General features: G+C 75.0%; 23 protein-coding genes. 14 read left to right on the plus strand and 9 right to left on the minus strand.

What is annotated here, in order from left to right:
* The first annotated feature begins 5 nt into the window (after nt 1-5).
* The 5 genes from ACFPK1_RS06370 to ACFPK1_RS06390 all read left to right on the plus strand — a co-directional run bounded on the left by ACFPK1_RS06370 (nt 6) and on the right by ACFPK1_RS06390 (nt 5,496).
* On the plus strand, nt 6-1,451 hold the full coding sequence (locus ACFPK1_RS06370) for an NCS2 family permease (protein ID WP_378020277.1): 1,446 nt from the start codon (nt 6-8) through the stop codon (nt 1,449-1,451).
* A 13-nt stretch (nt 1,452-1,464) separates the two neighbouring features.
* Complete coding sequence (locus tag ACFPK1_RS06375) at nt 1,465-2,526, plus strand: nitrilase-related carbon-nitrogen hydrolase (protein WP_378020051.1); 1,062 nt, start codon at nt 1,465-1,467, stop codon at nt 2,524-2,526.
* 214 nt (nt 2,527-2,740) lie between these two features.
* Nucleotides 2,741-3,871 (plus strand): dimethylsulfone monooxygenase SfnG, encoded by a 1,131-nt coding sequence (sfnG, locus tag ACFPK1_RS06380; RefSeq protein ID WP_378020052.1) that lies wholly within the window; start codon nt 2,741-2,743, stop codon nt 3,869-3,871.
* A gap of 142 nt (nt 3,872-4,013) precedes the next feature.
* Nucleotides 4,014-4,910, plus strand: coding sequence for a type IV toxin-antitoxin system AbiEi family antitoxin domain-containing protein (locus tag ACFPK1_RS06385; RefSeq protein WP_378020053.1), 897 nt, complete (start codon nt 4,014-4,016; stop codon nt 4,908-4,910).
* A gap of 154 nt (nt 4,911-5,064) precedes the next feature.
* Nucleotides 5,065-5,496, plus strand: a complete 432-nt coding sequence (locus tag ACFPK1_RS06390; RefSeq protein WP_378020054.1) for a YybH family protein — start codon at nt 5,065-5,067, stop codon at nt 5,494-5,496.
* Here ACFPK1_RS06390 and ACFPK1_RS06395 read toward each other — a convergent pair whose 3' ends face one another.
* The gene (locus ACFPK1_RS06395) at nt 5,497-8,295 is read right to left on the minus strand and encodes an ATP-binding protein (protein WP_378020055.1); all 2,799 of its coding nucleotides are present in this window, start codon (nt 8,293-8,295) and stop codon (nt 5,497-5,499) included.
* A gap of 134 nt (nt 8,296-8,429) precedes the next feature.
* Between ACFPK1_RS06395 and ACFPK1_RS06400 the strand changes: the two genes are divergently transcribed.
* The 4 genes from ACFPK1_RS06400 (at nt 8,430) to ACFPK1_RS06415 (ending at nt 11,604) form a co-directional block, all read left to right on the plus strand.
* Nucleotides 8,430-8,714 carry an ArsR/SmtB family transcription factor gene (locus tag ACFPK1_RS06400; RefSeq protein ID WP_378020056.1) on the plus strand — a complete coding sequence of 95 codons (285 nt, stop codon included), beginning with the start codon at nt 8,430-8,432 and terminating at the stop codon, nt 8,712-8,714.
* A complete protein-coding gene (locus ACFPK1_RS06405) occupies nt 8,711-9,103 on the plus strand; it encodes a VOC family protein (protein WP_378020057.1) in 393 nt (130 codons plus the stop codon). The genes ACFPK1_RS06400 and ACFPK1_RS06405 overlap by 4 nt, the downstream gene beginning before the upstream one ends.
* 87 nt (nt 9,104-9,190) lie before the next feature.
* Nucleotides 9,191-10,789 carry an AMP-binding protein gene (locus ACFPK1_RS06410; RefSeq protein WP_378020058.1) on the plus strand — a complete coding sequence of 533 codons (1,599 nt, stop codon included), beginning with the start codon at nt 9,191-9,193 and terminating at the stop codon, nt 10,787-10,789.
* Nucleotides 10,786-11,604 carry a methyltransferase domain-containing protein gene (locus tag ACFPK1_RS06415; RefSeq protein WP_378020059.1) on the plus strand — a complete coding sequence of 273 codons (819 nt, stop codon included), beginning with the start codon at nt 10,786-10,788 and terminating at the stop codon, nt 11,602-11,604. The genes ACFPK1_RS06410 and ACFPK1_RS06415 overlap by 4 nt, the downstream gene beginning before the upstream one ends.
* A gap of 79 nt (nt 11,605-11,683) precedes the next feature.
* On the opposite strand, the gene ACFPK1_RS06420 is transcribed toward ACFPK1_RS06415, so the two are convergent.
* The 3 genes from ACFPK1_RS06420 to ACFPK1_RS06430 form a co-directional block, all read right to left on the minus strand.
* Nucleotides 11,684-12,178, minus strand: coding sequence for a hypothetical protein (locus tag ACFPK1_RS06420; protein WP_378020060.1), 495 nt, complete (start codon nt 12,176-12,178; stop codon nt 11,684-11,686).
* 183 nt (nt 12,179-12,361) lie between these two features.
* The gene (locus ACFPK1_RS06425) at nt 12,362-12,841 is read right to left on the minus strand and encodes a hypothetical protein (RefSeq protein WP_378020061.1); all 480 of its coding nucleotides are present in this window, start codon (nt 12,839-12,841) and stop codon (nt 12,362-12,364) included.
* Nucleotides 12,841-14,256 carry a molybdopterin-dependent oxidoreductase gene (locus ACFPK1_RS06430; protein WP_378020062.1) on the minus strand — a complete coding sequence of 472 codons (1,416 nt, stop codon included), beginning with the start codon at nt 14,254-14,256 and terminating at the stop codon, nt 12,841-12,843. The genes ACFPK1_RS06425 and ACFPK1_RS06430 overlap by 1 nt, the downstream gene beginning before the upstream one ends.
* 65 nt (nt 14,257-14,321) lie before the next feature.
* Between ACFPK1_RS06430 and ACFPK1_RS06435 the strand changes: the two genes are divergently transcribed.
* From ACFPK1_RS06435 to ACFPK1_RS06445, 3 genes are all read left to right on the plus strand, one after another.
* Nucleotides 14,322-14,948, plus strand: coding sequence for a TetR/AcrR family transcriptional regulator (locus ACFPK1_RS06435; protein ID WP_378020063.1), 627 nt, complete (start codon nt 14,322-14,324; stop codon nt 14,946-14,948).
* A gap of 103 nt (nt 14,949-15,051) precedes the next feature.
* Nucleotides 15,052-15,270, plus strand: coding sequence for a dodecin (locus tag ACFPK1_RS06440; RefSeq protein ID WP_378020064.1), 219 nt, complete (start codon nt 15,052-15,054; stop codon nt 15,268-15,270).
* Nucleotides 15,271-15,370: 100 nt separating this feature from the next.
* Nucleotides 15,371-16,672: an MFS transporter gene (locus ACFPK1_RS06445; protein ID WP_378020065.1), complete on the plus strand. Its 1,302-nt coding sequence runs from the start codon at nt 15,371-15,373 to the stop codon at nt 16,670-16,672.
* Here ACFPK1_RS06445 and ACFPK1_RS06450 read toward each other — a convergent pair.
* Together ACFPK1_RS06450 and ACFPK1_RS06455 are read right to left on the minus strand one after the other, a co-directional pair.
* Nucleotides 16,618-18,132: a glutamate-cysteine ligase family protein gene (locus ACFPK1_RS06450; RefSeq protein WP_378020066.1), complete on the minus strand. Its 1,515-nt coding sequence runs from the start codon at nt 18,130-18,132 to the stop codon at nt 16,618-16,620. The two genes, ACFPK1_RS06445 and ACFPK1_RS06450, sit on opposite strands and share 55 nt — an antisense overlap.
* Before the next feature lie 232 nt (nt 18,133-18,364).
* A complete protein-coding gene (locus ACFPK1_RS06455; RefSeq protein WP_378020067.1) occupies nt 18,365-18,913 on the minus strand; it encodes a bifunctional nuclease family protein in 549 nt (182 codons plus the stop codon).
* A 191-nt stretch (nt 18,914-19,104) separates the two neighbouring features.
* On the opposite strand from ACFPK1_RS06455, the gene ACFPK1_RS06460 reads away from it, so the two are divergent.
* Both ACFPK1_RS06460 and ACFPK1_RS06465 read left to right on the plus strand, forming a co-directional pair.
* Nucleotides 19,105-19,908 carry a TrmH family RNA methyltransferase gene (locus ACFPK1_RS06460; RefSeq protein WP_378020068.1) on the plus strand — a complete coding sequence of 268 codons (804 nt, stop codon included), beginning with the start codon at nt 19,105-19,107 and terminating at the stop codon, nt 19,906-19,908.
* Complete coding sequence (locus ACFPK1_RS06465; RefSeq protein WP_378020069.1) at nt 19,905-20,591, plus strand: DUF2537 domain-containing protein; 687 nt, start codon at nt 19,905-19,907, stop codon at nt 20,589-20,591. The genes ACFPK1_RS06460 and ACFPK1_RS06465 overlap by 4 nt, the downstream gene beginning before the upstream one ends.
* Nucleotides 20,592-20,606: 15 nt before the next feature.
* On the opposite strand, the gene sepH is transcribed toward ACFPK1_RS06465, so the two are convergent.
* From sepH to ACFPK1_RS06480, 3 genes are all read right to left on the minus strand, one after another.
* Nucleotides 20,607-21,650 carry a septation protein SepH gene (sepH, locus tag ACFPK1_RS06470; RefSeq protein WP_378020070.1) on the minus strand — a complete coding sequence of 348 codons (1,044 nt, stop codon included), beginning with the start codon at nt 21,648-21,650 and terminating at the stop codon, nt 20,607-20,609.
* A 191-nt stretch (nt 21,651-21,841) separates the two neighbouring features.
* Nucleotides 21,842-22,978: a phosphoserine transaminase gene (serC, locus tag ACFPK1_RS06475; protein ID WP_378020071.1), complete on the minus strand. Its 1,137-nt coding sequence runs from the start codon at nt 22,976-22,978 to the stop codon at nt 21,842-21,844.
* A gap of 159 nt (nt 22,979-23,137) precedes the next feature.
* Nucleotides 23,138-24,250 (minus strand): citrate synthase 2, encoded by a 1,113-nt coding sequence (locus tag ACFPK1_RS06480; RefSeq protein WP_378020072.1) that lies wholly within the window; start codon nt 24,248-24,250, stop codon nt 23,138-23,140.
* Nucleotides 24,251-24,265 lie beyond the last annotated feature (15 nt).

Genomic DNA, 24,265 nt, shown 5'->3' on the forward strand with positions numbered 1-24,265 from the left:
CTAGCCTGCCCGCCGTGTTGCAGCGCTTCTTCCGCCTGAACGAGCGGGGGACCTCGGTCACTCAGGAGGTCCGCGGCGGCGTCGTCACCTTCGTGACGATGGCCTACATCGTGGTCCTCAACCCCCTGATCCTCGGCAGCATCGACCCGGCCTCGCCGTCGGCGAAGCGCGACATCCTCGGGGCGACGCTCACCGTGCCGCAGGTCGCGGCGGTGACGGCCCTGGTCGCGGGCGTCATGACGATCATCTTCGGGCTCGTCGCGAACTTCCCGTTCGCGATGGCGACGGGGCTGGGCATCAACACGCTGGTCGCGGTCACGATCGCGCCGCAGGTGAGCTGGCCCGAGGCGATGGGCCTCGTGGTCGTCAACGGTGTCATCATCGTGATCCTGGGTCTCACCGGGTTCCGCACGGCGGTGTTCAACGCCATCCCCGACCCACTCAAGATCGCGATCGCGGCCGGCATCGGCGCGTTCATCGCGTTCATCGGCTTCGTCGACGCCGGGTTCGTGCGCCGCCTGCCCGACGCCGCGAACACCACGGTCCCGGTCGGCCTGGGCATCGAGGGCTCGATCGCGTCGTGGCCCACGGCCGTGTTCTGCTTCGGCCTGCTGCTCACCGGTGTGCTGGTCGCGCGCGGCGTGCGCGCCGGCATCCTCGTCGGCGTCCTCGCGACGACGGTGCTGGCGATCGTCGTCGAGGCGATCGTCGCGGTCGGGCCCTCGAACGGCACCAACCCCAAGGGCTGGAACCTCGGCTACCCGGGGCTGCCGGACTCCATCGTGTCGCTGCCCGACCTCTCGCTGGTCGGCGACGTCTCGTTCGGCGCGTTCGCGCGGCTGCCCGCGCTCGCGGTCACGCTGCTCGTGTTCACCCTCGTGCTCGCCAACTTCTTCGACGCGATGGGCACCATGACCGGCCTCGGCCGCCAGGCGAACCTGCTCGACGAGAACGGGCAGCTGCCCCGGGTCGGGCGCGCGCTGGTCGTCGAGGGCGCGGGCGCGATCGCCGGCGGCGCGGCGTCGTCGAGCTCCAACACCGTGTTCGTCGAGTCGGCCTCGGGCATCGCGGAGGGCGCCCGCACCGGGCTCGCCAACGTCGTCACCGGCCTGCTCTTCCTGGCCGCGATGTTCTTCACCCCGCTCTACGAGATCGTCCCGGTGGAGGCGGCCGCACCGGCGCTCGTCATCGTCGGCGCCCTCATGATCGGTGGCGTGCGCGACGTCGCGTGGTCGGACTTCTCGGTGGCGCTGCCGGTGTTCCTCACGATCGTCGTCATGCCGTTCACCTACTCGATCGCCAACGGCATCGGCGCGGGCTTCATCAGCTGGGTGCTGCTGCGCACCGCCACCGGCCGCGTGCGCGAGATCCACCCGCTGATGTGGGTCGTCGCCGTCGCGTTCGTCCTCTACTTCGCCGTCACACCGTTGCGGGTGCTGTTCGGGCTGTGAGGTACTGACCCGTGTGATCGAGCCCTACCAGGTGGTCGGCCTCATCCCGACGATGCGCGGCATCCGGTACCGCGACGAGATCAAGGTCAACATCGAGCACCTCGAGCACCTGGCGAAGGCCGCCTCGTGGCTCTCGGCGATGGCGCTGCCGGTACGGCTGATCACCATCCCCGAGGGCGCGCTGCAGGGCTTCAACGACGAGGTCCTCGACCACGACCACGAGTGGTTCGCCCGCGAGTGCGCGATCGACATCCCGGGGCCGGAGACCGACGCGCTCGGGCGGATGGCCGCGACGTGGGACGCGTACGTGATGGCGACCGCGAAGGCGCGGCACCCCGAGTTCCCCGGGCGGTTCTTCAACGTCGGGTTCGCGATCTCCCCGCAGCAGGAGATCGTGCTGACCCACTACAAGGTCGTCCCGCTGCTGCCCGTCGAGCACTCGGTGACCCCGCACAACGTGTGGGACCGGTGGGTCGAGCTCTACGGCGACGGTCTCGACGCGTTCTACCCCGTCGCCGACACCGAGATCGGCCGGCTCGGGATCATGATGGCGAACGAGGCGTCGTACCCGGAGAACGCGCGCGGGCTGGCGATGAACGGCTGCGAGGTCGCCTACCGCGGCCCGTACCCGCACCCGCACGCCGGCAACGGCTTCTACGAGATCCAGAACAAGGCCCGCGCGCTGGACAACAACATGTACGTGGTGGCCAACCAGGTCGGCACCTACTACCTGCACACCGACTCCGACGTCCCCATCGACACGTTCGGCTCGCCGAGCATGATCTGCGACTACCGCGGCCAGGTGGTCGGCGAGGTCGGGTACGCGGGCCACTCGACGTACATGGCGGGCACGATCGACATCCAGGCGCTGCGGGACTTCCGGGCGCGGGCGCAGTTCGGCAACTGGCTCAAGGACCTGACCACCGAGCAGTACCACGCCATCTACCGCGAGCCGATCTACCCGAAGAACCTCTACCTCGACCGCCCGCCCTACGACCACGCCGACTACCGGCGTGAGGTCACCGAGAAGCAGATCGAGCTGCTCCACGAGCGTGACGTGTGGCGGCGCCCCTGACCACGGTGTGACGCGGGCCGGTCACCGGTTGACAGGGTCGCGCGGTACCGGAAGCGTCGGGCGCGATGGGTTGGGCACCGCTGACGCGCCGTCGTCACGTCGACCACGGGAAGCTCGCGACGTCTCTCTGTCGCTGAGCCCCGTTCGTCCCGTCTGCCCGTTCCCCCGCGCGGTTCCGCGCGGCCCCACCCCCTCGACGAGGAGGCATCCCGCCGTGTCCGTCGGCATCCCCACCAAGCCACTCAAGTTCGCCTATTGGGTCCCCAACGTGTCCGGTGGCCTCGTCACCAGCGAGATCGAGCAGCGCACCGACTGGAACTGGGACTACAACCGCGAGACCGCGATCGCCGCGGAGAACAGCGGGTTCGAGTACGCCCTGTCCCAGGTCCGGTACATGGCGAGCTACTCGGCCGAGTACCAGCACGAGTCGACCTCGCTCTCGCTCGCGATCATGATGGCCACCGAGCGGCTCAAGGTCATGGCCGCGGTGCACCCGGGCATGTGGCACCCGGGCGTCTTCGCCAACTTCGGCGCCACCGCCGACCACCTGACGGGCGGCCGCTTCGCCACCAACGTCGTGTCCGGCTGGTTCAAGGGCGAGTTCACCGCCTTCGGCGAGCCGTGGCTCGAGCACGACGAGCGCTACCGGCGCACCGAGGAGTTCATCGCCTGCCTCAAGGGCATCTGGGAGCAGGACGACTTCACGTTCCGCGGCGACTTCTACCGCTTCCACGACTACTCGCTGAAGCCCAAGCCGCTCAACACCCCGGAGCGCCCGCACCCGGAGATCTTCCAGGGCGGCAACTCCACGGCGGCCCGGCGGATGGCCGGCCGCGTGTCGGACTGGTACTTCTCCAACGGCAAGGACTTCGACGGCGTCGTCGAGCAGCTCCGCGACGTCAACGCGTCCGCGGCGGAGAACGACCGGTCGGTGAACTTCGGCCTCAACGGCTTCATGATCGTCCGCGACTCCGAGAAGGAGGCCCGCGACACCCTCCGCGAGATCGTCGACAAGGCCAACAAGGACCAGGTCGAGGGCTTCCGCCAGGCCGTGCAGCAGGCCGGCGCGTCCGCCTCGGACGGCAAGGGCATGTGGGCGGAGTCCTCGTTCGAGGACCTCGTGCAGTACAACGACGGCTTCAAGACCCAGCTCATCGGCACCGCCGAGCAGGTCGCCGACCGCGTGATCGAGTACAAGAAGCTCGGCGTCGACCTCAACCTCCTGTGCTTCCTGCACGTGAAGGAGGAGATCGAGCAGTTCGGCGACAAGGTGCTCCCGATCATCCGGGAGAAGGAGGCCGAGCTCCCCGACGCCGAGCCGGCCCCGGTGCTCGCCCAGGCCTGACCGCCGCTCGCCGCGGCACCCCCGAAGCGGTTACTGGCTGGTATCTCTCGCCAGGCGAGAGATACCAGCCAGTAACGGCCGGGCCGACGCGGCAGGCCGGGTTCGATGGAGCCGTTCGCCCGGCGGCTGCGTCGAACGAGGTGTGGAACTCCTCGACCTCCTGCGCACCCAGGACGGCCTCGTCCGCCACGACCAGGCCCTGGCTCTGGGCATGTCCCCGGCGGCGATCTGGCGCCGCGTCGAGGCCGGCGAGTGGCTCGAGATCCATCCGCGCGTCTACCTCTCGGCCACCCACGACCTGACGCCCCGCGCGCGACTCCGCGCCGCCGCGCTGTGGGCGGGCGATGGGGCGACGTTGATCGGGCTCGCCGGCGCGGCCTGGTGGCACCTCACCGATCTCGCGCCGGAGACCGTCGCGGTCGCCGTCGGACGCGGCGGCGGGCACTCACCGCCCGAGGGCATCCGTGCGGTCCGGCGGGACGTGGGCGACGCCGCCCGGGTGAAGCTCGACGAGGTGTGGGTCGCGCACCGCGCCGACGCCGCGCTGGAGGCCGCCGCAGGACTCGGGCTCCTCGAGGGAGCGCGTCTCCTGGACCGCGCGCTGCAGCAGGAGCGCGTCGCGGTCCCGTCGCTGCGCCGGGCACTGGAGCGCATGGGTCAGCGGCACGGGGTGGTCCTCGCCCGCCGGCTGGTCGCCCTTGCCGAGGGTGGCGCGCGGTCCGAGGCGGAGCGGGACGCCCACCGGCAGTTGAGGCGCGCGCGGATCTCCGGCTGGACCGCGAACCTCCCCGTCGACCTCCCGGGTCCCGGGCGCGCCGTCCTCGACATCGCCTTCCCGGAGCACCGGATCGCCATCGAGATCGACGGGTGGGCGTTCCACCGCGACGTCGATCGCTTCCGACGCGACGGCCTGAGGCAGAACGAGGTCGTCATCGGCGGTTGGCGGGTGATCAGGGTGACCTGGTACGACCTCCACGAGAATCCCGGCTACCTCGCCGACGTCCTGCGCCGGGCCCTGGCCGCGAGCGCCGCGGCGTGAGGCGAGCTCACCGTGGCGGCGTTACTGGCTGGTATCCCTCGCCAGGCGAGAGATACCAGCCAGTAACCGCCGGACCTCCGCCGACGCAGCGCCCCGCAACCTCGGGGTGGTGTCCCGACGCCGACGCCGAGGGGCACGGCGGAGCCTCGGAGCCATGACCACCATCCCGGCGGCCACCGAGGCGCCCGCCGACTTCCTCGCGTTCCTCGACCGCGTCGGTGCCGCGCTCGGCGCCGTCTACACCGGCGACGCGCAGCCGTACTCCGACCTGTGGCCCGAGCGCGACGACGTCACGCTCTTCGGCGGCTGGGGCACGGTCGAGCAGGGTCGCGCCGACGTGACCCGCACCTTCAGATGGGCGGCCTCGCGGTTCAGCGACGGCGTCATGGAGCCCGTCGACTACCGCGTCGTCGCGGTCGACGGCGACCTCGCCTACACCGTCGGGTTCGAACGCGGTATGGCGCGGGTCGACGGCGGCGAGCCCGCGCCGATGGTCCTGCGCGTGACGCACGGGTTCCGGAAGATCGGCGGCCGGTGGTGGCTCACCCACCGTCACGCCGACTTCCCGCCCACCGACCCCCGCTGATCAGGCCAGCCGCTCGGCCAGCTCGTCGCGTCCCGTCACCCCCAGTTTGCGGTACACGTGCCCGAGGTGCGTCTCCACGGTCTTGGTGGTGACGAACAGGGCCTGCGCGACCTCGCGGTTCGACAGGCCGTCGGCGGCGAGCTCGGCCACGCGCCGTTCGCCCGCGGTCAACGCGCCGACCCCCGTCACCGCCACCCGCCGCGGCCGCGCGCCCGCGGCGTGCAGCTCCTGGCGCGCCCGCTCCACCAGGCCCACGGCCCCGCAGCGGGCCGCGAGGTCCTGGCCCAGCGCGAGCTCGCTCCGGGCGGCGACGCGCTGGTTGGCACGCCGCAGCGAGGCGCCCAGCTCCACGTGGGTGCGCGCGAGCTCGAGCCGGGCCGGCGTGGGCCCGAGCAGCGTGACCGCCTCGCGCAGCGGCTCGAGCGTCCCGCCGACGAGCCCGCGGGTGCGCAGGGCCATCGCCAGCGCCCGCGGCGCGGCGAACCGTCGCCCGACGCGCACCGCCCGGTCGGCGGCGTCGACGGCCTCGTCCTCGCGGCCGAGGGCGTGCAGCGCACTGGCCACGCCGACCTGCCAGGGCAACAGGCCGGGGTGGTGGATGCCGCGGTGCACGAGGCGCTCCCCGCACGCCCGGAAGTCGGCGACGGCCTGCGCGGGCCGCCCGCGCGCGAGGTGCAGACGGCCCCGCGCGGCGAGCAGGTAGGCGAGGTCGCCCCGCACCCCGCTGGCCTCGAGCACCGCCTCCGCCTCGTCCGCCCGGCCCCGCTCCACGAGCACCAGCACGAGCCACGCCACCGTGTAGCGGCGCGCGGCGTGCACCTCGTGCTCCGCGGCGAGGGCGTCGGCGAGACGGGCGTCGGCCTCGGCCTCGGCGAGGTCGCCCGCGAGGTAGCGGGTCTGCGCGCGCAGGACGTTCGCGGACACGAAGTCGTAGGTGGATCCGCGCCGCCGCGCGCTCGCGAGCATCCCCTCGGCGCTGGCGCGCACGGGGTCGAGGTGGTCGATGGCGACCAGCACCATCGTCGCCGGGAGCACGACGCCCGGGTCGGGGGCGTGCGCCCGCAGGGTCGCCGTCAGCGCCTCGCGGGCCAGGTCGGCGGCGGCGAGGTCCCCGGTCTGCAGGCCGTCGAGGGCGGCGAACGCGAGCAGCGCCGGCCCGCCCTGCGGGGGCAGCCGGCCGTCGCGGCGCAGCGTGCGGGTGAGCTCGGCGGCCGCCGCCCGGCGCGCCGGGTCCCGCCGGGCCAGGCTCACGGTCGCGGCGGCCAGCTCGGTCGCGAGCTCGCTGCCGTCGTCGAGCCCGGCGGCCGCCTCGTCGAGGACCTGCAGCGCGCGGTCGAACGCCAGCGTCACGCTCAGCGCGCGGGCGAGCTCCAGGGCGACCAGCCCGCGCCGGATCGGGTGCGCGGCGACGGCGAAGGCCTCCTCGAGCAGCTCGACGCCCTCGCGGTAGGACACCCGCGCGGTCGCCGTGCCGAGCTCGTGCAGCACCGCCGCGCGCTCCGGGGCCGGTGGAGGCTCCGCGACCGCGCGCCGCAGGTAGAGGCACGCCGTCTCGGGCGCGCCCTTGGCCAGGGCGACCCGCCCGGCCTCGCGGAGCCCGGCGACGACGCTCGGGTCGCCGAGGGCCTCGGTGTGCAGCAGGTGCGTGGCGACGAGCTCCGCGGGCGCCTCCTCGGCGGCCAGGGCCTCGGCGGCGCGGCGGTGGGCGCGGTGCCGCTCGGCGGGCCCGATCCGGTCGGTGACGGCCTGCTCGACCAGCGAGTGGCCGAACGCGAGCGGGCGCCCGGGGGCGAGCAGGCGCGCGGCGACGAGGGTCTGCGCCGCGCGGGCGACGCGGTCGGCGTCGAGCCCGGACACGGCGACCACGTGGCGCAGCGCCGCGGAGCCCCCGAGCACGGCCACGGCGTCCGCGACGGCGACGGCGTCCGGCCCGGTCTCGCGCAGCCGGCGGTCCACGAAGGCCGCGACGACGCCCGGGGCGAGTCGGGCGACCGCGTCGGACGTCGCGGCCCCCGACTCGGCCCCCGACTCGGCCCCCGACTCGGCCCCAGACTCGGCCACAGCGTCGAGCAGGGCCGCGACCAGCAGCGGGTTCCCGCCGGTGGCCTCGTGGCAGGCGGTGACGAACGCGGCGGGGGACCGGCCCAGCCGGGCGTCGACGAGCGCGCCGACCGCGTCCGGGCTCAGCGGGGCCGGCAGCAGCACCGTCGCCGCGTCGCGCAGCGTGTCGACCACGGCGGGCTCGACGTGGTCGACCGGGCTCTGCGCCGCGATGACGACCGCGACGGGCAGCTCGGCCAGCCGGCGCGCCACGTAGGCGAGCGCGCGCAGGGACGGCGCGTCGGCGACGTGCGCGTCGTCGACCACCAGGAGCAGGGGGCCGCGCTCGGCGAGGTTCGCGACCAGCCAGTAGATCCCGTGCAGGGTGCTGGCGGCGTCGTGCTCGCCGGCGTCGACGGCGCCGACCGTGACCGCGGGCGCGGCCAGCCGGGCCGCGCCGGCGAGGAGCTCCTCGTACCCCTTCCCGGTGAGCAGCGGCTCGACCAGGCCGCGCACGACGCCGAACGCGAAGTCGCGCTCGAGGCGCCCGCCCCGGGCTGCGAGGACGGTGTCCCCACCGGCACCCGCCCGCGCGCGCGCCGCGTCGAGGAGGCGGGTCTTGCCGATGCCGGGCGGGCCCTCGACCCACGCGAGCGCGCCGCGGCCCGCCCGCGCCGAGTCCACGACGGCCGCGAGCGCGGCCAGCTCGCGGTCGCGCTCGAGGATCGCCGTGCCGTGCGTCGCCGGCATCACGGCCATGCGGCCCCCCGAGCTCCCCGCGCCTTCCCCGTCGCCGACCGTAGAGCCCCGGCGGCGGGCGATCCAGGAACCCGGACAGGCAAGTCGCTGCTTGCCCTTGAAAGGCAAGTGGCTACTTGCCTATCGTCTCCGGGGTGGCCGACGTGTTCCGCGCTCTCGACGACGAGACCCGGCGTCTCCTCCTCGACGAGCTCGTCGCGCGTGACGGCCAGACGCTCTTCGAGCTCTGCACCGTGCTCGTGACCCGCCACGGCCTGTCCTCGACCCGCCAGGCGATCTCCCAGCACCTCGGCGTGCTCGAGGAGGCCGGTCTCGTCGTCACCGAGCGCCGCGGCCGCACCAAGATCCACCACTTCCGCGGCGAGCCGCTCGCCGCCATCACACGGCGCTGGCCCACCAGCGAGGAGGACACCCCGTGAGAATCCGCCTGACCAGCATCTTCGTCGACGACCAGCGCGCCGCCCTCGCCTTCTACACCGACGTCCTGGGCTTCACCGTGCGCCACGACATCCCCCTGGGCGACGCCGCCTGGCTCACCGTCGTCTCCCCGGAGGACCCGGACGGGCCGGAGCTGCTGCTCGAGCCGGCGGGGCACCCGGCGGTGAAGCCCTACCGCGACGCGCTCGCCGAGGACGGCATCCCGCTGGTCCAGTTCGCCGTCGACGACGTGGCCGGCGAGTACGAGCGCCTGGTCGCGCGCGGCGTCGTGTTCACCCAGCCGCCCACCGACGCCGGCCCGGTGATGGTCGCCGTCCTCGACGACACCTGCGGCAACCTCGTCCAGATCGTGTCCGAGAAGCCCGCCTGACCGCTTTCTCGGGGTGCCTCCCCGACGCCCCCGGGGTGCTCCCGCGGGTCCCCTGGAGCGGACCGCGTCCGCCGGAGGAGGCACTCCATGATCGTCACCAGCCGGTGGCCCGCCGTGCGGGTCCCCGACGTCCCGCTGCCCGACCACCTGCTGCGCGCGGCCGACGAGAGGCCCGACGCGCCCGCGGTGATCGACGCGGCGACCGGGCGCACGGTGACCTACGCGCAGCTGCGCCGCGACGTCCGGCGCTGCGCGGTCGGGCTGCGCCGGCGCGGGATGCGGCCCGGTGACGTCCTCGCGATCGTCGCGCCGAACAGCCCCGAGTGGCTCGTCGCGTGCCTCGGGGCGATGTCCGCCGGCGGCATCGTCTCGGGGATCAACCCGCTCTACACCGCCGAGGAGATCGCCCCGCAGCTGCGCGACAACGGCGCGCGGTTCCTGCTGACCATCCCGCCGTTCCTGCCCGTGGTCCGCGCCGCGGCCGCGGGCGCGGACATCGACGTGATGGTGCTCGGCGAGGCCGAGGGCGCCACCCCGTTCGCCGAGGTCCTGACCGACGGCGAGCTCCCGGGCGGGCTCGTCGACCCCGCGACCGACCTCGCGCTGCTGCCCTACTCGTCGGGCACCACCGGGCTCCCCAAGGGCGTGATGCTCACGCACCGGGCGATGGTCACCAACATCGAGCAGATGCGGGCCGTCATGGCGCCGAGGCCCGACGACCGGGCCATGGCCGTGGCGCCGTTCTTCCACGCGGTCGGGCTCGTCGTGGTCGCGGGCGTCACGCTGCGGGCCGGCGGCACGATCGTCACGCTGCCGCGCTTCGAGGTCGACGCCTACCTCGCCGCGATCGAGGAGCACCGGGTCACGGTGTCGGTCGTCGTGCCGCCGATCATCCTGGCGATGGCCCGGCACCCCGCCGTGGCCCGCCACGACCTCTCGTCGCTGCGCCTGCTCGGGTCCGGCGCCGCGCCGCTGGCTGCCGAGCTGCAGCAGGAGTGCGCGGCGCGGGTCGGCTGTCCGGTCGGCCAGGGCTACGGCATGACCGAGGCCGTCGCCGCCATCGCGCTGTTCGACGCGTCCGTCCCGGTGGTGCCGGGTGCGGTCGGGGAGCTGCTGCCCGGCGTCGAGGCGCGGATCGTCGACGTCATGACCGGCGCCGACCTCGGCACGGGCGAGACCGGCGAGCTGCTGGTCCGCGGCCCCAACCTCATGCGCGGCTACCTGGGCAACCCCGAGGCCACCGCCGCCACGATCGACGCCGAGGGCTGGCTGCACACCGGCGACCTGGCCCGGTTCGACGCCGGGGGCAACCTGTTCGTCGACGACCGGCTCAAGGAGCTCGTCAAGGTCAAGGGCCTGCAGGTGGCGCCGGCCGAGCTCGAGGCCGTCCTGCGCGCACACCCCGCGGTGGCCGACGCCGCGGTGATCCCGGTGCCCGACGAGCGCGCGGGGGAGCGGCCCAAGGCGGTGGTGGTCGCGGCCGGGCCGGTGGCGACCGCGGAGATCGTCGCCTTCGTCGCCGACCGGGTCGCGCCGCACAAGCGGATCACCGAGGTCGCGTTCGTCGACGCCATCCCCGTCTCGCCGTCCGGGAAGATCCTGCGGCGCCTCCTGGTCGCCCAGGACCGGGCCGGCGCGCTGCCGGCCGGCGAGCGGGCGCCCGACCGGCCGCTGGCGGCGCGGTGACCACGGTGGAGGGCGGCTACGCGCTGCGCCTCTCCGACGAGGAGATCGCCCGCTACCGGCTCATGGCGCAGCGGGCGCGCGAGCGCGAGGCCGACCTGTGGGCGCTCGCGGGGCTGGGCCCCGGCGCGCGCGTGGTCGACGTCGGCTGCGGCCCGGGGGCGATGCTGCCGGTGCTCGCCGCGTGCGTCGGCCCGCACGGCGCCGTGGCCGGGGTCGACGCCGATCCCGAGGCCGTCGCGGCGGCGCGCTCCGTGCTCGCGGCCGCGGGTGTCCACCGCGCGGGCGTGCGGCGGGGCCGCGCCGAGGCGACCGGGCTGCCCGAGGGCAGCTTCGACGTGGCGATGACGCGCCACGTCCTCGCCCACAACGGGGGTGCCGAGCAGCGCATCGTCGAGCACCTCGCGACGCTGGTGCACCCGGGCGGGCACGTCTACCTGCTCGACGCCGACGGGCTCGCAACCGGCCTCATTCCCGCACCACCCGAGATCGACGACATGAACGCGCGGTACACCCGCTGGCACGCCGACCGCGGCAACGACGTCCGCGTGGGCCGGCGGCTGGCGGTCCTGGCCCGCGGCGCGGGGCTCGAGGTCGAGGCGTTCCGGGGGTGGTTCGAGATCGCGGCGCTGCCGGTCGGCATGCGGGGACCGGCCTGGGCGGCGCGGGACACGCTGGTGGCGGCAGGCCTCGCGGACGCTCGTGACGTCGCGCGCTGGGACGCGGCGGCGCAGGCGATGGACGCGTGGACCGAGCGCCCGGACCTCGTCATGGCGATCTTCGCCGTGGTGGCCCGCCGTCCTGGCCCGGCGCCGTGAGCCCCCGAGGACGGCGGACACACGAAGGCCCCCACCGCGCCCCGACGGGACGGTGAGGGCCTTCGTCGCGCGCGAAGGATCAGGAGATCTCGCTGCTGCCGTCGCCCTCGTCGTCGGCGCCCTCGTCGCCGGCGCCCTCGTCGGTGCCCTCGGTGCCGCCCTCGGTGCCGCCCTCGGTGCCGCCCGGCGTGATCTCCGGGAGCTCGGGGTTGATGGGCTCCTCGTCGCTGCCGCCGACGTTCACGGCGACGTCGTTGCCGCTGAGGTTGCCGTTGAGGATGTCGCTGCACACGACGTTGCCGACGTTGCTGCCGACCGGGGCCTGCGCCAGGACGTTGCCGAGCAGGGCGTTGCCCGCGATGCCGCCGTTGGCCTCGGCGTTGCCGCCGTTGATGTTGCAGTCGGAGCTCGAGCTCGAGCTCGAGGACTCGTCGCTCTCGTGGCCGTGCTCGTTGTCGTGCGCGAGCGCGTTGCCGGCGCCGAGTCCGGAGCCGACGACGGCCAGGCCGGCGATGACGCCGGCGCGGGTGCGTCGTCCGACGCGCGGCGTGCGGGGAGCGGAGTGGGTGCCCACGAAATCCTCCAGAATTGGTGGTGATCCCCCCCTCGGGGTCACGACTAGATAACGACGAATCCACGAGTGGGTTATTCACTCGGGCGAGTGATTGCAGAACGTTTGTCATTAGCGGAAGTGGGCACCGGGGAGTGACCCATCCGGGCACGGTCCATCACCGGAGTGGGTGCATCGCGCTCGCGCTCACGGACGACGCATGGCCGACCGGCCCAGGCGCACCGCGTACAGGACGGCGCTGGCCAGGAAGAGGACCGCGGTGACGAGCAGCCAGCGCGCGACGTAGTCGATCGTCGTCGGCAGGCCGGCCGCGAAGAGCAGCACGTCGGCGCCGCCTCCGGAGATCGTCGGGAACCAGATCAGCCCGAGCAGCGCGGACCCGAGCACCGGCAGGCGCAGGTGGTTGGTGGCCGCCACCGTCACCGGCCGCGACGACACCCGCCGGCGCACCCATCGCGCGAGCACCAGCGAGCGGTCGGCGAGCGCGTACAGCGGGTAGAGCACGAGGTCGTGGCCGATCACCGCGGCGGCGAACCAGATCGCGATCGTCACCGCGCCCGGGTTCGGGTAGAGGGCGAGCACCGCGGCGCCCGCGAGCGCGAAGCAGCCGAGCAGGGCGAGCAGGTGCAGCGGGTTCTCGCCGTAGACGCGCTTGAACCAGGCCATCACGCGCTCCGGAAGTCGATGGCGCCGACCCACTTGGTGTTGTGCACCCCGGGCAGCGCCGGGACGATCACGCGCGCCGGGAAGCCGTGGTCGAGCGACAGGCCGGCCATCGGGCCGCCGGCGTCGTCGCCCACCCGCAGGGCCAGCAGCGAGTCCGGGTCGAGCACCTGGTTGGCCTGCAGGGTGGTCCGCGCGAAGGGACCGGCGCGCTCGAGGGACTGCACGAACGCGTTCGCCGGCGCCGGCACCCCGGCCAGAGCAGCCAGGTCGCGCAGCCGCACCCCGCTCCACGCCCGCGTCACCGACCAGCCCTCCACGCACGCGATCGGCAGGACCGCCGTGTGCTGGGGCAGCGCGGCCAGCGCGGCCCGGTCCAGGCGCACCTCGCCGGCCGGACCGCCGCGCAGGGCCAGGACGTAGCCGTCGCCGACGCCAGGGGAGATCCCGGCCCCGAACGCGGTGCGGTTGACCTGGAAGTCGTTCGGGCCGGGGCCGTAGGAACGCCCGCGCGGTGAGAGCACCGCGAGCGGGCGCAGCGCGTCGACCGTCGTCCCGATGGTCAGCAGCCCGACCAGCGCGCTGCCCCCGGCGATGGTGCCGAGCAGCGTGCGCCGGCTCATCGTCGGCGGGCTCGGCGCGGTCGCGACCAGGCTGTGGCCGGGCTCGTCGTCGGGCGGCTCGGGCACCGTCTCCTCGACCGTGTCGTGCAGCCAGCGCCCGGGCGCCCCCGCGCGCAGGGCGCGGATCATCGTCGGCAGCTTGATCAGCACGTGGGAGACGAACCCGCCGATGAACACCCACGCGCCCCAGTAGTGCGCGGTGTAGAAGTCGAAGCCGAACGAGTAGTCGTACTGGATGTTCATGATGCCGGTGACCAGCTCGAAGAGGATCCCGCCCACCAGCGCGAGCAGCGAGACGCGCTCCAGCAGTTGGGCGACCGAGCGCACCGGGGGCCAGGCGAAGAGCTTGGGCACCACCGACCAGAGCTTGGCCAGGATCACCGGCACCAGCACCAGGCCGAGCCCGACGTGCAGTCCCTGGGTGAGGCGGTAGAGCCACGAGGGCGAGGTGGGCCACTCGATCGGCGGCGGCCGCAGGTACCCGACGTCGGCCGGGATGGCCTGGCCGAACTGCGGGCCGTAGGCGAGCCACGACAGCAGCCCCGTGACGACGACGATCGGCAGCCCGATCAGCAGGACCAGCCCGAGCACCGAGGTGAGCCAGCGTCCCCGCAGCGGGCTGCGCCAGGTCCGCGGGGTGAACGGCGGCGGCACGGGGACGCGCGCGAGCCCTCGCCACAACGGCCGCGGGAAGCCGTAGGACGGCTCGGGCACGGCCTCGTCCTCGCCGGGACGCGCGGCCGACGCCGGGGGCTCGGCCGTGCCGGATCGTCCGGACGCGCCGGTGCTCGTCATGCCAGGAGCCTAACCAGGACTGTACCTAGCGGTACAGTCCATGTTCCCGGCCTTAGGCTGGTGCCGTGACGACGGAGCACGCGCCGACCGTCCCGCCGACGGTTCGGGGTCGTCGGACGCGGGAGGCCATCGTCGACGCCGCGGCCGGGCTGATGGAGGCCCGCGGCATCGGGGCGACCGGCGTCGGCGACGTCCTGCGGGTCAGCGGCACGGGGAAGTCCCAGCTCTACCACTACTTCCGGGGCAAGCGGGACCTCGTCCTCGCCGTCATCGACCGCCAGCTCGAGAAGGTGCTCGCGGCCCAGCCGGCGCTGGGGGAGCCCTCCGGTGAGGGGCCCGGCGACGAGGTGCGGGCCTGGGCGGCGTCGATCTACGAGCTCCACCGTGACGGCGGCGGGCCGTTCGCCTGCCCCCTGGGGGTGCTGAGCGGACAGGTCGACGACGACCCCGCCTGGCGCGAGCACCAGGCCGCGGCCTTCGCGCAGTGGGAGCGGCGCATCGCCGCCCTGCTCGTGCGGGGCCAGCGCGACGGCGGCGGGGTGGATCCCTCGCGCGACGCCGGCGAGATGGCCGTCGCCGTCCTCGCCGCCGTGCAGGGCGGGCTGATGCTCGCGCGCGTCCACCGGGACCTCCATGTCCTCGCCCTCGCCCTCGATGCGGCCGTCGATCACGTTCGCCCGCGGTCGGTCTGAGCCCGGCCCGGGTCGCCGCGCGGCGCGACACGTGGGCGTCCGGGGGAGAACGGGTACCGGTTCGACGGAAGGTCGAATCCGCAACGAGCGAAGGAGCCCCCGGGTGGCTGACAACACCTACAGCAAGACCGAGATCGTCGGCAGCTCGGCCGAGAGCGTCGACGAGGCGATCCGCGGCGCCATCCGCCGGGCCTCGACGACCCTGCGGCAGGTCGAGTGGTTCGAGGTGACCGAGATCCGGGGGCACGTGCAGGACGGTGAGGTCGGGCACTTCCAGGTCACCCTCAAGATCGGGTTCGCCCTCGAGGACACCAAGCCCTGAGGGTCGACGTCGGCGGGGCGGCTCTTCGGAGTCGCTCCGCCCGACCCCCGACCAACTCGTTAGGTAAGCTCACGACTGTGGCGTGCGGTGGCGATCTCCGGTGAGCGAGGTCGACAGCACGCATCCCGCCCGTGACACCCGGGGCAGCGTCTTCGCCGCCCTGCGCGTCCGGAACTACCGCCTCTTCGCCTCCGGCCAGGTCGTCTCGCTGGTCGGCACCTGGATGCAGCGCGTCGCCCAGGACTGGCTGGTCCTCGAGCTCTCCGGCGGCAGCCCCGTGGCCCTCGGCGTCGCCGCGGCGCTGCAGTTCGGCCCCACCCTGCTGCTGAGCCTGTGGGGCGGCTCGATCGCCGACCGCTACGACAAGCGCCGCCTGCTCATGGGCCTGCAGGTCGCGATGGGCGCGTGCGCGCTCGTGCTCGGCCTGCTCGACGTGACGGGCCTGGTGTCGCTCACCCAGGTCTACGTCCTGTGCGTGCTGCTGGGCTGCTTCTCGGCGCTCGACGGGCCGGTGCGCCAGTCGTTCGCCGGCGAGATGGTCGGCTCCGGCGCCCTGGCCAACGCCGTCGCCCTGAACTCGATGACCTTCAACACCGCGCGCGTGCTGGGCCCGGCGGTCGGCGGCCTGCTCATCGCCGGGGTCGGCACCGGGTGGGTCTTCCTCCTCAACGCGGTCACGTTCGTCGCGGTCCTCACCGGCCTGCAGCGGATGCGCCCCGCCGAGATGTTCGCCTACGCGCGCGCCCCCCGGGAGCGGGGCGCGGTGCGGGCGGGCCTGCGCGAGGTCCGGCGCCACCCCGACGTGGTGCTGCTGCTCGTGCTCGTCTTCTTCGTCTCCACGCTCGGCATCAACTTCTTCGTGACCCTGGCCATCGTCGCCCGCAACGTGTTCGGGCGCGGCGCCGAGTCGTACGGCCTGCTGACCTCGGCGCTCGCCGTCGGCTGCCTGCTCGGGGCGTTCACCGCCGCGCGCCGGGTGGGACGCCCGCGCCTGCGCACCGTGGTGGTCGCCGCCGTCGTGTTCGGCGCCTGCGAGGTCGCCGCCGGCCTGATGCCCAGCTACCCGCTGGTCGCCCTGCTGCTCGTGCCCACGGGCGCCGCCCAGCTGCTGTTCACCAGCGCGGCCAACGCCGCCGTGCAGCTCGGCGTCGACGAGCAGGTCCGCGGGCGGGTCATGGGCCTGTGGATGGTCGTGCTGCTCGGCGGCACGCCGGTGGGCGGCCCGGCGCTGGGGTGGCTCGCCGAGGAGCTCGGCGGGCGCGCGCCGCTGGTGCTCGGGGGCGCGGCGTCAGTGGTCGCCGCGGTGGTGGTCGCCGGGGTGTGGCTGGTGCTGCAGCGCCGGCGGCGTCAGTCGAGCGGCCAGTCGTGCACCGGCACGTTGGCCTCCATGCCCTCGAGGTAGCGCTTCATCATCTCCATCACCGCGTTGCCCCGGTCGAGCCCGCGGCGCTCGGCCCGACCGACGGCCCGGACCTGCCAGGTGGCGCCCGTCGACCGGCGCACGCAGCGCTGCTCGATCACCGACAGGTAGCGGTCGGCGGCCTCGGAGTCGACGCCCCAGGCCGCGAGGCCCTCCTGCGCCAGCGGCAGCATGCGGCGCAGCACCAGCTCGTCGGCGCGCACGGTGCCGATGCCCGGCCAGTACAGGGCGGCCTCGATGCCGTGCCGCGCTCCGGCGGTGAAGTTGGCCTCGGCCGCGTCGAACGACATCAGCTGCCACGGCGGGCGGTCGGACTCCGCGAGCGCACGGATCAGGCCGTAGAAGAACATCGCGTTGGCGACGGCGTCGACGGCCGTCGGCCCCGCGGGCAGCACCCGGTTCTCCAGGCGCAGGTGCGCGACGCCGTCGGCGACGTCGTACACCGGGCGGTTCCAGCGCCACACCGTGCCGTTGTGCAGCCGCAGCTCCTGCAGGCTCGGGGGCCGGCCCGCGTCGAGCTCGGCGAACGGGTCCTCGTCCTCGGCCAGGGGCAGCAGCGCGCCGAAGTAGCGGACGTTCTCCTCGAACAGGTCGTACGCCGACTGCGTCCAGCGGTCGCCGAACCACACCCGCGGGCGGACGCCCTGGTTGCGCAGCTCGACGGGGCGGGTGTCGACGGCCTGGGTGAACAGGGGGATCCGCGTCTCGGCCCACAGCCGGCGACCCAGCAGGAACGGCGAGTTGGCGGCGAGCGCCACCTGCAGCCCCGCAATCGCCTGCGCGGCGTTCCAGTAGGCGGGGAAGAGGTCCGGGGTGAGCTGCAGGTGCAGCTGCAGCGACGTGCACGCCGCCTCGGGCGCGATCGAGTCGACGTCGAGGACGAGGTGCTCGGCGGGGCCGCCGTCGGTGGGGCCGTGGCGCGAGGCCGGCGGCTCGGTGATGTCGAGGCGGAAAGGCTCGCCGCGCGCGGTGAGCATCTGCCGGTTGAGCAGGGCGTAGCGCGGGTCCTCGGTGAGCTGGTCGGACGCGAGGTGCTCGGCGGCCAGGGTGGGCAGGATGCCGATCGTCACCGCCCGGGCGCCGAGGTCGCGGGCGCAGTCGCCGGCGTTCGTGGTCGCGTCGAGCATGTCCTGCTCGAGGTCGTGCGCGGTGGCGCCGGGCAGCATCCGCGGCGGCAGGTTGATCTCGAGGTTCCAGCGCCCCAGCTCCGAGGTCAGGACGTCGGACGCGGACCGGTCGAGCACCGCGTGGTTGAGCATCGCCGGGCGCATGTCCTCGTCGACCAGGGCGAGCTCGATCTCGACCCCGGTGCTCGGCTCCGCCGCGGCGAACCGACCCTCGCTGACCATCGTCCCGAAGGCCTCGAGGCACCGGTGGATGCGGTGCCGGTAGCGCGCCTGGTCCGAGGCCGTGAAGAGGGTGGCGGTGAGGTGCTGGCCCATTACCCGCCCGGCTCCCGTCCACGATCCGACAACCACCGCGTGCCGCCACGCCCGGCGGACCACGACCCCTCACGCGAACCCCGACGAGCGGTCACGCTGACACAGCCCGCGAGATCACGCCAGACGCCGACACCGTCCGCCCGCGGAAAGCGTCCGTTCAGCGTAGGACACCCCGGAGGCCGACCGCTGGTCGCCGGATGGTGACCTCTGACCCGCCGACTGCGTCCCGAGGTCAGCCACTTCGTCCGAAGTCCTCGGGCGAGATGTTGTCGAGGAACGCGCGGAAGCGGTCCATCTCGTCCTCGTCGCTGCTCGCGGCGCCGCCGGTGCCCGCGGCCTCGTCGCCCTCGTCGTCCTCGACCACCACACCGGCGTCGGTGAGGACGCCCTCGGTGGCGTGGATCGGCACGTCGGCGTGCAGCGCGATGGCGATCGAGTCGCTGGGGCGCGCCGAGACGCGCAGCCCCCGGTCGAACACCAGGTCCGCGTAGAAGGTCCCGCCGCGCACCTCGGTGATCTCGATGCGCTCCAGCCGGCGCCCGAGCGCCGAGACCACGTCGGAGATCAGCACGTGGGTCAGCGGACGCTCCGGCAGGCGCCCCTGCTGCTCGAGGGCGATCGCCTCGGCCTCGGCCAGCCCGATCCAGATCTGGAGGCAGCGCTTGCCGTCGGTCTCCTGCAGCAGCACGACGGGGTGCCGGCTCTCGCCCGATCCCGACGACCCGCCCTGTTGCGTCGCGTCGTCGACGGCCAGTACACCGACCACCCGCATCTCGCTCACGGCCCCAGCCTCCCACGTTCCCGGGCCCCGCCGGAGGGTTGCGTCGCGCTCGTCTCCGTCGGCCACCGGCTCGGCGTCGCCCCCCGGATGCCCGACCCGGAGCGCTCGACACCTGGTACCCGGGAGCCGGTCCCGGCGCCCGGCGCTCGCCGGGTCCGGCCCCCGGCAGCGCGGTCTGGAACGATACGCACGTGGCGCGTGTGGTGGAGGTCGACGACGCGGCCGACCCGCGCCTCGCCGACTTCCGCGACCTCGCGCGGGCCGATCGCCGGCCGGACCGCCCCGGTGGACGGGGCCTCGTGCTGGCCGAGGGCACCGTGGTGGTGCGCCGCCTGCTGGCCTCGCCGTACCCGCCCCGGGCCCTGCTCGGCGTGGCCCGCCGGGTCGACGACCTCGCGCCCGAGCTGACCGGGGTCGACGTGCCCGCCTACGTCACGGACGCGGACACCATGGCGCACGTGGTCGGCTTCCACCTCAACCGGGGGGTGCTCGCGAGCGCCGACCGCGCCCCGGCGCCCGGCCTCCCCGCCCTGCTCGCCGGCGCGCGGCGCGTGGCGCTGCTCGAGGGCGTCAACGACCACGAGAACCTCGGCGCCCTCTTCCGCAACGCCGCGGCGCTCGGCGTCGACGCGGTGATCGTCGGGCCGGGCTGCGCCGACCCCCTCTACCGGCGCAGCGTGCGCGTCTCCATGGGCCACGTGCTGCGGGTGCCGTTCGCCACGGCCGGTCTCGACGAGGCGGTGGCCGGGCTGCGGGACGCCGGGTTCGTCCTCGCCGCCCTGACGCCCGGCGGCGACCCCGGGGCGCTGGCGGCGCTCGCGGACCGGGAGCGGGTGGCGCTGCTGCTCGGCGCCGAGGGCCCGGGCCTGTCCGCCGAGGCGCTCGAGCGCGCCGACGTCCGCGTCCGCATCCCGATGGCCGGCGGCGTCGACTCGCTCAACGTCGCCACCGCGGGCGCCGTCGCGTTCCACGCCGTCGCGGGCGTGCCCCGGTGAGGGTCGTGGAGGTGCGGGCCGAGCGGGGCGCCGCCCTGGTCGCCGGGGTCGCGCTCGCCGAGCCGGGCCCGCACGGGGGCGAGGGCCGCACCTGGGGCCTGCCGCCGGACCTGGTCGACGCGCTGCGCGAGTGGGCGCGGGTGGCGGCGAGCCTGCCCGTCGGCGCGGGAGCGGCGCGCGACCCGGCCGCCGACGCGATCAGCCGCCGCGGGCGCCAGCTCGCCGCCCGGCTCTCCGTGGAGCTCGCCGCCCCGGTCGACTACTGCGACCCGGTCACCGGCCACCGCGTGGCGCTGCGCCGCGTCACGCGCACCCCGCACCCGCCGCCGGTGCCGCCGCTGCCCCGCCACGGGACCGGGGACGGCGCCCCGGCGCCCGGCCCGGTGGTCGAGGAGGCCGAGCTCTCCGCGGTCACCGCGGCCGCCGAGCCGACCCCGTGGGGCGTGGGGCTGACCCTGTCCGTCCTGGTCGCCGGCGTGGTGCTGCTCGCCAACCTGGCCCTCGCCGCGCCCCTGATCGCCGGGCTCGGCCCGATCGGGCTCGCCGTCGACGCGGCGGTGGTCGCGGGCCTGGTGCCGGCGCTGTGGCTCAACCGCCACGTGCCGACCTGGCGCTGGGCGGTGTACGGCACCTTCGCGGGCGCCGGGCTCGCGCTGGTGTTCCTGGCCGTCGCGGCGTTCTGAACCGTGCCGGGCGGCTCAGCCGCGCGGCGAGCGCGTGCCAAGCAGGACGTCCTCCCACGAGGGGACGATCGGGTGCGAGCGCTTGCCGCGGCGGGTGACCTCGGGGGCCTCCGGCGCGTCGGCGGGCTCCGCGGCACCGGGCGCGGGCTCGGCCGGGGTCGCGGTCGCGGTCCGGGGCGTCGGCACCTGGTCGTCGCCGATGCCCGCCCCCGGCACCGGCGGGGTGCCGCGGCGCTCGCCGCGCGGGGCGCGCCGGGCCGTCCCGCGCTCGCCCCGGCGCGGGCTCGAGGAGCCCGACCCGGTGTGCGGGTGGTGCGGGTGCGCGGACGGGGCGCCGCGGCGGGCGGGCGCGGTGTCCCCGGAGACGGCGAGCGCGGGCGTCTCGTCGAGCGCCTCGGGGGTCTCGGCCTCCGCCGGCGCCTCGTGGGCGGGCTCGGGGGCCGTGGCGTCGACGCGGCGCGGGCCGCCGACCGGCTCGCGGCCGAGCAGCTCGCGGGCGGGGTCGTCGCGCGGGTCGACGGTGCCGCCCGAGCTCCCGGGGCGGAACGACCAGCGGGCGACGTTGTCCGAGCGGCCCGCCTGCCAGGACAGCGTCACGACCCACTGCGCGTCGTCGCCCTTGTGGGCGTCCCAGCGGGCGTCGTCGAGGTCCTGGCCGCGGGTGAGGAACGTGGCGGCGACGATCTCGCCGAGCGTGCGCCCGTCGGTGCGCGCCGGGTCGGTGGGCAGCACGGGGTGCGCCCGCCGGGCGATCTCGGCGACCCGGGCGCGCTCGAGCAGCACGGGGTAGGCGAAGCGCTCGACGTGCGCGGCGCTGACGCCGGCGGCCGAGGCGACCTCGTCGACCGACTCGCCGGCACGCACCCGTGCCTGGATGTCGCGGGGCCGCAGCGGGCTCGCGACCTCGATCTCCATCTGCCCGAGGCGGCGGACGTCGCCCCGGGCCGCGGCCCGCAGGCGCTCGTCGCCCGAGACCGCGAACCGCTCGTGGCGGATCGGGTCCTCCAGGATCACGGTCTCGTGGTCGTCACCCAGGCCGACGACGCGCAGCTGACGCATCAAGGCCTCCCCGTCGGCTCGCGGCCCTCGCCCCGCATGACCGGTGGGGCTCGGTGCTCGCCCACCGACGCTAGGCGACGGGGATCCCCGGACGAGGGAGGCGCGCCGCGCCCGCGTCGCGCGTCTCGGTGGACGGGCGACACGGGCGAGACGTCCTCACCGGGTCCGGTGACCCGTTCGGCCCAGCGTGGTCACGACTGGCGTTCGACGACCCAGTCGATGCAGCGGGTCAGCGCGGTGACGTCGTCCGGCTCGACCGCGGGGAACATGCCGATGCGCAGCTGGTTGCGCCCGAGCTTGCGGTAGGGCTCGGTGTCGACGACGCCGTTGGCGCGCAGCGTCGAGGCGATGGCCGCGGCGTCCACGGCGTCGTCGAAGTCGACGGTGCCGACGACCTGCGAGCGGTGCGCGGGGTCGGCGACGAACGGCGTCGCGAACGACGACTCCTCGGCCCAGCGGTAGAGACGGTCGGACGAGTCCTTGGTGCGCCCGGTCGCCCAGTCCAGGCCGCCCCCGGCGTTCATCCACTCGATCTGGTCGGCGAGCAGCAGCAGCGTCGCCACCGCCGGGGTGTTGTAGGTCTGGTCCTTGCGGGAGTTGTCCAGCGCGGTCGACAGCGACAGGAACTCGGGGATCCAGCGCCCGCCCGGCTTGTCGGCGTCGATCTGCTCGACGCGCTCGAGCGCGGCCGGCGACATGATCGCGATCCAGAGCCCGCCGTCGGAGGCGAAGCACTTCTGCGGCGCGAAGTAGTAGACGTCGGACTCGCTGATCTGCACCGGGAGCCCGCCGGCGCCCGACGTCGCGTCGATCGCGACGAGCGCGTCCCCGGAGCCGCTGGGCCGGGAGACGGGGACGGCGACGCCGGTGGAGGTCTCGTTGTGGGCCCAGCCGATGAGGTCGACGCTCGGGTCGGAGGTCGGCTCGGGGGCGCTGCCCGGGTCGGCGGAGACGACGATGGGGTCGGCGAGGAAGGGCGCGCCCTTGGTCACCGAGGCGAACTTCGAGGAGAACTCGCCGTAGGTCAGGTGCAGGCTGCGCTCGCGCACCAGCCCGGCGGCCGCGGCGTCCCAGAACGCGGTGGTGCCCCCGACCCCGAGCACGACCTCGTAGCCGTCCGGGACCGAGAACAGGTCGCGCAGCCCGGAGCGCACGCGCCCGACGATCGCCTTGACCGGCTTCTGCCGGTGCGACGTCCCCATCACGTCGGCGCTCTCGGCCAGGCGGGCGAGCTGCTCGGGGCGCACCTTCGAGGGCCCGCACCCGAACCGCCCGTCGGTGGGCAGGAGCTCGGCGGGAATCTGCAGCGTGTCGGTCGACGTGGTCACCGCGTCATCCTCCCAGCGTGCCCGCCCCATCGCTGTCGCGTGGGCCACTGCGCGGGTGCCGCGGGGAGCGGGATCGCCGGTCGAGCGCCCGGCCTGCGCCGCTGATCCGGATTCGTGGAGCGAGGTGCACCACGACTCCCGTGATCTCCGGATCGACCCTCAGGCCGATCGCGCCACCGTGTCGACGGCGCGCGGGCCCGGGCCGATGTACTGCGCCGACGGGCGCACGAGGCGCCCGGTGCGGCGCTGCTCGAGCACGTGCGCGGCCCAACCGGCCGTGCGGGCGCACGTGAACATCGCCGGCATCATCGGCGCCGGCACGCCCGCGAGGTCGAGCATCACCGCGGCCCAGAACTCGACGTTGGTCTCGATCGCCCGGTCCGGGCGGCGCGCGCGCAGCGCGGCCAGCGCCGCCGTCTCCAGCGCCGCGGCCGCCTCGTAGCGCGGTGCCCCGAGGTCGCGGGCGACCCGGCGCAGCACGCGGGCGCGGGGGTCCTCGGCGCGGTAGACGCGGTGCCCGAAGCCCATGAGCCGCTCGGAGCGGTCGAGGATCCCGCGCACGACGGCGTCGGCGTCCCCGGTCCGCTCGACCTCGTGGATCATCGGCAGCACCCGCGCCGGGGCGCCGCCGTGCAGCGGGCCCGACATCGCGCCGACCGCCGCCGAGAGCGCGGCGGCGGCGTCCGCCCCCGTGGAGGCGACCACGCGCGCGGTGAACGTCGACGCGTTGAGCCCGTGCTCCGCGGCCGACACCCAGTAGGCGTCCAGGGCGCGGACGTGGGTGGGGTCGGCCTCGCCGCGCCAGCGCGTGAGGAACCGCTCCACCGGGTCGTCGACGGCGGCGAGGGTGTGCTCGGGCACCGCCGGCAGCTCCGCCCCGCGGGCCGCGCGGGCCACCAGGGCCAGGGCGGCGGCCGCGCCGCGCGCGAGGTCGTCGCGGGCGCGCTCCGGGGTGGCGTCGAGCAGCGGCGGCAGCGTCCAGCGCGCCCCGAGCAGGGCGAGACCGGCCTGGGCGTCGACGCGGACGTCGCCGCTGAACGGCGGCTCGAGCCCCGGCTCCTCGTGCGGCAGCGGGCGGCCGAGCTCGCCGTCGACGAGCAGGCCGAAGACGTCACCGAAGCCGACGGTGCCCACCAGGTCCTCGATGTCGACGCCCCGGTAGCGCAGCGCGCCGCCGTCGCGGTCGGGCTCGGCGATCTCGGTGCGGAAGGCGACGACGCCCTCGAGGCCCGGCGAGAAGCCGGGGGGAGCGGTGGGGACCGTCGTGCTCACTGCCGGACCTCCTCG

The organism is Actinomycetospora rhizophila (assembly GCF_042657905.1).
GTDB classification, from domain to species: domain Bacteria; phylum Actinomycetota; class Actinomycetes; order Mycobacteriales; family Pseudonocardiaceae; genus Actinomycetospora; species Actinomycetospora rhizophila.